Raw genomic sequence first — 8743 nt, 5'->3', positions numbered from 1 at the left:
CACAAATAGTTTTGTTAGTAGGTTGAGTAGTAATACTTGGAGCGGTTTTAACAGTAAGAGCAGTACCGGTACTTGTAGTATTTCCACAAGAGTTAGTAACCTTACATTTATAAGTAGCCGCATCCGATGTAGAAAGAGAATTGATTGTATATGAATTGCCAGTAGCTCCACCAATATTTGAACTACTTTTTATCCACTGATAAGAAAGAGGAGAAGTACCCGTAGCACTAACATTAAAAGTCATACTTTGGTTTTCACAAACAGTAGAATTATCAGTTTGATAAGAAATAGAAGGAGCTTCATTTACAGTTAGCAAAGCAGAATTAGATTGAACATTACTACAAGAATTTGAAACTACACAATAAAACGAACCTTCATCCGAAGTATCCGCAGAAGAAATAGAATAAGTATTATTAGTCGCCCCTGTTATAGAACCATCATCATTGTACCATTGATAAGTAAGAGTGGCTGCACCGGTGGCTGTTAATGAAAAATTAGCAGTACTGCCATCACAAATAGTTGTATTTGATGGTTGAGTAGTAATTGATGGATTATCTTTCACTGTTATAATAATATCAGATGAATATTCATAATCACAACTATTATTCACTTTGCATTTGTATGTTGCAGCATCGTTTGAACTAATACTGTTTATGCTGTATGAATTTCCTGTAGCTCCACCAATTTGTGCATTATTTTTATACCATTGATAAGATAAAGGAGTAGCACCTGTTGCAGTTACACTCAATGTTAAGCTTTGATTCTCACAAGTTGAAGCACTGGATGATTGATATGTAATTTCAGGTTTTTCATTAACCACTAGAGATGTAATATTAGTACTATCCGATCCACAAGTATTTGATGCTTTACAGTAGTAATTTCCTGCATCGCTTGATGATGCGGAATTAATATCTAAAGAAACAGTAACTTCTCCGGGAAGACTACTTCCATCTTTATACCATTGATATGTTGGTGTAGGATCACCTGTAGCGGAAACAGTATATGTTTTACTTGCATCCTCACAAATTGTAGATGTATTTGTTAGTGTAGAAATTTCGGGAAGAGTTTTTACCGTTAATCCTGCACCGTTACTTTGGTCGGAACCACAATCGTTAGTTGCAACACAATAATATGTTGATACATCATTTTGAGAAACTGAATTGATTGTATATGTGCTATTTGTACCTCCTGAAACTTGCCCGTTTAAATTATACCACTGATAAGTAATTGGAGATGTTCCTGTTGCAGTAATGGAAAAAGAAGCAGATGTTCCTATACAAGTAGAAACGCTTGATGGGTCGGAAACTATTGTTGGAGGTATTGTTACTGTTAATGAAGCTGTGTCTGTACTCATACTTCCACTAAGATTACTCATTATACAATGATAATCTCCTGAATCCGATAATGTTATGCCTGTTTTTATCATTGTTGCACTAGTTGCTCCATTTATAGCATTTCCGTTTTTATACCATTGATAATTAACAGGGATTATTGAAGCTGTTGTAAATGAACTAGCACTACCAATACAAGCAATTTTGTCAGTAGGTTGTGTTGATATAAATTTATAACTTATTTGAATTTCATAAGCACCAATATCAAAAGTATCTGCTACTTTTCTGTCTTTTCCTGCGATATCTTTAGGTACCATAATAGAACTGCTGACATTGTTAGTACCTGCATTTAAACAAGGTGATGATTGCTGAAGCGACCAGTTAGCAGATTTATCATAAAATTCAATTCCTGCACCTGTACTTGGTGATGAAAATTCTGGATCTGCGTTAATATTATCAAGATAAGTTGCGATATGACTGTATCCGATTATTTTGTTTTTACCACCTTTAATATTATTGTTGTAAAATGATGGTGATGATGAAGAAAGTACATAAGCCTCACCGTTATAATAGCTAAAGTTATTTGCGTAATAATCAATATTATCATAAATAATATTATTTTTTAAGATAGCATCAGAAGCTATAAAATAAATACCACCACCATATTTTGAATGATTATTTACAATAGTATTATTTGTTATTGTTGCATTTGCATCGTCAAGGAATATTGCACCACCTCTTAGGTATGTGCTACCTTTAACAGTACTATTATTGGTAAACAGATTATTGATTATTAATGGACTACCGCTTTCTATATAAAGGGCACCACCTGAACGTGCAGCAATATTCTTGGAGATATTACAATTTGCAATAATTACTTTTGAGAAGTTATAGATATAAATTGCACCCCCATTGTGGTTATAATAAGAGGATGAAAAGTTTTTTCCCTTACCATAATGAATGTTGCAGTATTCTATTTTTGATGTATCATTAGTTCTTGATGTACTGTTAAATCTAATACCTTTCCAACCTCCTCTGTCAATTGAATCCATGTCGTGAAAATAATTTGTGTCAGAAATTGTGAAAGTTATCATTTCATCAGCAGTTCCTTTTGCAAGGATGCATCCTTTAACATCAATTTCATAATAACCTATAAATTGGACATAGGTTCCTGGCATTATTGTCAGTGTTACTCCATTATTAATTGTAACATCACAAATAACTTTTATAGTATCTGCATCCCAAGTAGTGTTTTGTGAAATTGTACATCCTGCATATATCGGGTCTTGATTTTCATAAGCACCAATATCAATTCGTCCATTATATATACGTACTTCACCATCTAAATCTTTGCTTGGTAAATTTAAAGTAGCGGATGATATTGTACCCATATTAATACAAGGAGAGGATGAGCTAATATCAAAATCAGCAGAATATCCATCGTAAGATCTGCCAGAACCTGAAGTTGGATTTACAAATGAAGGTGATGCATTTATATTGTTTTGATAAACTCCTTGATAGTTTATTCCAGAACCATTTCCTTCAAAATCTGATGAATCACCTTGAATATTGCAATAATAAATTTTAGGGTCACTACTAACATCAGAAAGATAAAATTGATCTCCGGCAGAAGATGCTATGTTTCCATAAATAATATTGTTTTTCAATGTAGGGTCAGCATTGCTGGTTAAGTAAAAAGCTCCACCCTTAGTCGCAGTATTATTAGCAATAGTATTATTATAAAAATTAGGTTTTGAATCGGATGAAATATAAATAGCTCCACCTCTTGATCCACCGTCATTATTTGCAAATAAATTATTTCTGAATGTTGAAATGTCAGATCCTGAATAATAAACAGCACCACCACTACCACTTCCGGATATGTTATTATTTGTAAAAATATTATTATTTATTGAAGCCTCAGAATAGGTAAGAGATAATGCCCCGCCATAATATCCTTCATTATTAATGAAAATATTGTTAATTAGTTCGCCATCAAAGTACTGCCCATGTATTGCTCCTCCATACCTATATGCATCATTTCTATAAAATTTACAATATTGAATAAGTATATCTGAAGAAAAGGCAAATATTGCTGCTCCTTTACCAGTGGTTGCACCATTAACTTCATTATCAGAAAAACGTGATTTTGATATGCGAACTTTGTTGAAAGTTTTAACCTTTATTGCAGCACCACCTTCATAGTAGCTTGACGGAGGTGTGCGTTTTGCATATTCAAAAATACAATATGAAAATATTGTTGAATCATGATATTTACTATTTGAATCTATTAAAATTCCGCCCCAACCTGTTGAAGGTGTTTTTGCTGTAAAAAGAATAGAATCAGATTCATTACCATTTGCTAATAATCTGCCATTAACTCTTAGAAAATAATTTCCTTGAAATTCAATTGTTGTACCTGCAGGTATTGTTACCGTAGCGTTACTTCCAATTGTAGTGTTACAATTTATTTTTATTGTATTGGCATCCCAAGTTTGGTTGGAGCTAATCCAACCACATACAGTAAGAAAGGATTTGTCTTCATAAGCTCCTATATCAACTCTACTGTTATATACTCTCACTTTTCCGTTTAAATCCAAAGGGGGCAAATCCAAACCACTAACAGATGTGCTACCAGAATCAATACATGGTGATGTTTCTTGCAATGACCAATCAGCATTTGTCCCATTATATGACTTTCCGGAGCCTGCAGTAGGATTTTTGAATTTTGGGTCGGAACTTATATTGTTTGTACCTGTGTAAACTCCACCTTCAATATTGCAATAGGAAACATTATTTACGGTACTTGCATAAATATTTTGATATGTTGTGCTGTAAGCAGGATTTGCTGTATTACCCCAAATAATATTATTTTTATGTGTAACATAATTTGTACTGCTATACAATCCGCCTCCTCTATAAGTAGATTTGTTGTTAGCAATAGTATTATTTATTACTTTGGGATTATAGGAAGATGAGCTTGAATTAACATATAAACCACCTCCATAACTAGAACCTGATTCGTTATTTACAATTACATTTCCAATAATTTTTGCTGAAGAATACCTAATATAAATTCCACCTCCATAACTATTAGCATAATTGTTAGAAATAATATTATTTCTGATAAGTATTTTTGAAAAAGAACGAACGAAAATAGCTCCACCATATTTCTCATACGATCCCGAACCTGTTGCTTTTCCATCTCTAATAATACAATATTCAATCTTTGAACTATCATTGGAAGATGAGGTATAATAAAAACGTATTCCCTGCCATCCTTCAGAGGTGTTTACAGCAGAAAATTCTATTAAACTATCTTTATTTCCTTGTGCAAGGAGCTGTCCTTTAACTTCAATTTTATTATGCCCTAAAACTTTAATCTTTGTACCGGGTTCTATAGTAAGTGTTACACCGTTATTTATTGTTAAATCACAAGTTAAAATAACACTTTCCGACCATGTTGTATCGGAAGTAAGTGTGCCACATCCTATCATTGATGAAATATATTCATAAGCACCAATATCAATTGTTTCACCATCAATTCTCAAATTACCGGCAATATCAATATCTTCAGGATAATAAGAACTGTAAGTAAAATTATTTCCTACATTAATAAGTGGTGAAGTGGATTGTAAAGAATAATCAGCGTTTAATCCGTTATAATTATTTCCTGTACCTGAAGTTGGATTTACAAATTGTGGGATTGTATCAAGGTTTCCCGTTCCGTTATATCCGTCTTCAACATCACAATATGATACTACTGATAAAGATGTTGGATAAATTTGATCATAATTTGACCCATTATTGCCATAGATAATACAGTTCTTTATCATACCGTTTGTTCCAACAGCATACATTCCACCACCGTATGAATTCGAATTATTATTTACAATAGTATTACTAATTAAAACAGGACTTGAATTGGAATAAATCATCATTCCGCCTCCAACGCTACTTGCTGAGTTGTTGCATATTAGGTTATTAATTATCAATGGATTAGCAGAGCCCCAACAAGCAATACCTGCCCCATAATATTGTGATCGATTATTTGAAATTATTGAATTTTTTATAATTAATTTTGAAAAATAATAAACGAATATTCCACCACCTACTTTATCGTAATAATTTGTTCCGGTAGCATAACCATTTTGTATAATGCAATATTCAATTTTGGAAGTATCGTTTGTTGATGATGTACCATCAAATCGGATACCGTGCCATCCTGTAGTTGTATTTGATGCTGTAAATACAATTTTATTTGAAGCAGTTCCAACTGCAAGGATTCTACCTTTTACATCTAACTTATAGTGTCCTTGAAATTGAATATAGGTTCCTTCACTGATAGTTAAAGTTATCCCATTACTAATCGTAATACTTCCTGTAACAAATACAGTATCAGTATTCCATGTTGTGTTGCTACTAATTGTTCCGCTTGCATTGATTGATGATGAATAAGATGAAAATCCAAAAAATGTAAGAGAAAGGATAAATAAGAGTGTGTAAATTTTTTTCATGACATTAATATTTTAGTTAATGTTTCTCAATAATATATGCAATGTTGTACTTTTTTACAATTTTCAAAATGCATTTAAAACTAAATAATTATTTCATATTAATATTTATTGAAATAACATTTAGAAAATTAAAAAAAAAGAAATCAACCATTTTAACCTTTAAAGAAGTTACAACAAATGTACAAAAAAAATATTTAAATGTTAACATATTATTTTTCAATTGATTTAAATTTTATTGAAAAAAAATGATTTTCCATAATTGGGAAAATATTCTATCAAAGACAATGCTGATTGCTGAATATAAAAAAAAATATTGAAAATCCATTAATGATTATTCTTATGAAAGTGTTTGAAGTAAATAAATCATTAATTTATCTTAGTAGTAATATTAATTAAATTGCTGTATTATATTGTTAATTAGTATTACAGCCGGTTGGATGCTTCGTGAAAATTATTTAATAAAAAACAAATTTATTTCTTAATCATTAAAAATATTTTATTAAATTTGTTTTTTATATTTATATTGTAAAATGAAAATTGATTAAGTAATTTGTTTAAATAATATGCGAAGAATTATATATACACTGTTTTTATTTTCTATCTTTTCTTTTAGCTTTTCGCAGTCGATTATTGATAGCCTTATTGATGTAACAAAATCTTTGGATGATGGTAAAGACAAAGCAGAGGCTTTAAATGTTTTATCCAAAGAATGTTTTTATGCAAGATCTGCTGAAAATTGTATAAAATACGCAAATGAAGCTTTAGTACTTTCTCGTGGAATAAAGGATTATAAGCAAGAAGCAAAAGCATTAAATAATCTTGCAATGGTGTATTCTGCAATGAATGATATTGAAACATCAACGAAATTTGTAAATAAAGCAATTTCTATTTCAGAAAAATACGAGCTAAAAGCGGAAGAAGGACAAGCATATAATATAAAAGGCATTTTACTAGAACAACAAAGTAAATATTCGGAATCACTTGCTGCATATAAAAAATCAGCTAATTTAAAAAGGGAAATAGATGATAAGAAAGGATTGTCAAAAGCTTTGAGTAATATGGCTGAAATTTATCAGCATTGGGGAATTTATGATAAGGCTATTGAAATATCAAAAGAATCATTGAAATTAAAGCATGAAATTGGAGATAAAAGGGGAGAGGGAATACTTCTTTTAAATCTTGGGAATAATTATTTTTATAGTGACAGAAAAGATGTAGCTATTGGATACGTTCAAAAAGCAATTAAAATATTTAACGAAATTGATTTTCAGATTGGTGTATCAAGTTGCCTTAATGCAATTGGTTTGATATATGAAACTATGGAAGATTATGAAAATGCTATTGAGAATTATGCACATGCATTACAAATTGAAAAAAAAATAAATAACAAGAGCGGAATAGCAGATGCATTAAACAATTTGGGTAATGTTTATACTTTAATAAAAGAATTTGATACAGCAATTGTATATTATGATAAATCATTGGAAGTAAGGACGGAAATTAATGATAAATTAGGAATTGCACAATCACTTCAGTCAATAGGTGCAGTTTATAGTGTAGAAAAAAAAGAATATATCAAAAGCCTTTCATATTATAAAAGAGCATTAAAGATTAATAGAGAGATTAATAATAAAAAGGAAACTGCTTTAAACTTAAACTATATGGGTAAAATTTATATGTTTATGGGTAATTATGATGAAGCCTTAAAGTTACTTGAGGAGAGTAAAATAATTGCACATCAAATAAAGAGTAAAGCAGTAATGAGTACAAATTATGAACTTTTTTCAAAAGTTTATAAAAAGATAGGAATGTATGAGAAAGCATTAGATAACCATGAAATGTACAGCCAATTAAAAGATTCTGTTCTTAATGAAAGTATTGCTGAAACAATAAATGAGTTACAAACAAAATATCAAACAGAGAAAAAAGAAGCACAAATAGTATTGCAGAAATCAGAAATAGCAAAAAAAGTTGCTGAAAATAGAAGACAAAAAGCAGCACTAATATTTTTTATAATAGGTTTAGTTTTAGTACTAGGATTAGTTGTAGTAGTATTTAAAAGTTTACAACGTAAAAAACGAGATAATAAAATAATTGAAGCTGAAAAGGCAAAATCTGAAGAATTGTTATTAAATACTTTGCCTTCCAAAGTGGTAAGTGATTTAAAATTATATGGAAAAACAGAACCTGAAAGTTTCGAGAATGTAACAGTGTATTTCTCTGATGTTGTAGGGTTTACAAATATGTCATCACAGCTTGAGCCTAAATTGCTGATTGAAGAATTGAACGATATATTTACTGCTTTTGATGATATAATGATTAAACATGAGTGTGAAAGAATTAAAACTATTGGCGATGCATATTTAGCTGTTTGTGGAATGCCAGAGCCTAATTCTAATCATGCCGAAAATATGATTAATGCTTCTTTGGAAATTCAAAATTATTTAAATGATAGAAATAATGCTGCTGATTTAACATGGAGGATTAGAATCGGTATCCATTCAGGTAAAGTTGTTGGTGGAGTTGTTGGAGTAAGAAAATATATTTATGATGTTTTTGGTGACACAATAAATACTTCATCAAGAATGGAGTCTAATTCTGAACCAATGAAAATTAATGTTTCTGAAGTTACTTATAACATTGTTAAAGAGAAATATAAAACTGTTAAAAGAGACCCACTAGAAGTTAAAGGTAAAGGAGTGATGAATATGTATTTTGTTGAAGGAAAGTTGAACTAATCAAAATAATAAGAAAAAGAATATTTTATCTAATACCAAGTTGCGTTCAAATGTATCATTTAGAATTTGAATTATTTTTTGTTTGAATGATGCATAAAATCTTTGCATAGCAATAGCTATGGAAAGATTTTATAAAGAAATACAAGCAAAAAAGAAA

2 protein-coding genes are annotated in these 8743 nt (G+C 30.3%); one reads left to right on the top strand and one right to left on the bottom strand.

Annotation, left to right across the window (positions count from 1 at the left end; all coding sequences use genetic code 11):
* The coding region (locus U9R42_12330) for an immunoglobulin domain-containing protein (protein ID MEA3496805.1) at positions 1-5848 on the bottom strand (5848 nt) is incomplete at its 3' end.
* A 563-nt stretch (positions 5849-6411) separates the two neighbouring features.
* Here U9R42_12330 and U9R42_12325 point away from each other — a divergent pair.
* Entirely contained in the window at positions 6412-8586 is a 2175-nt protein-coding gene (locus U9R42_12325) for an adenylate/guanylate cyclase domain-containing protein (GenBank protein MEA3496804.1), read from the top strand.
* The last annotated feature ends 157 nt before the right edge of the window (positions 8587-8743 follow it).

This window comes from Bacteroidota bacterium (assembly GCA_034723125.1).
Classification (GTDB): Bacteria; Bacteroidota; Bacteroidia; order CAILMK01; family JAAYUY01; genus JAYEOP01.
This window is presented reverse-complemented; position numbering and strand designations above follow the sequence as displayed.

Bases quoted from the DNA above. Each gene is read 5' to 3' on its own strand.
- U9R42_12325 (MEA3496804.1), top strand. From the start codon at position 6,412: ATGCGAAGAATTATATATACACTGTTTTTATTTTCTATCTTTTCTTTT.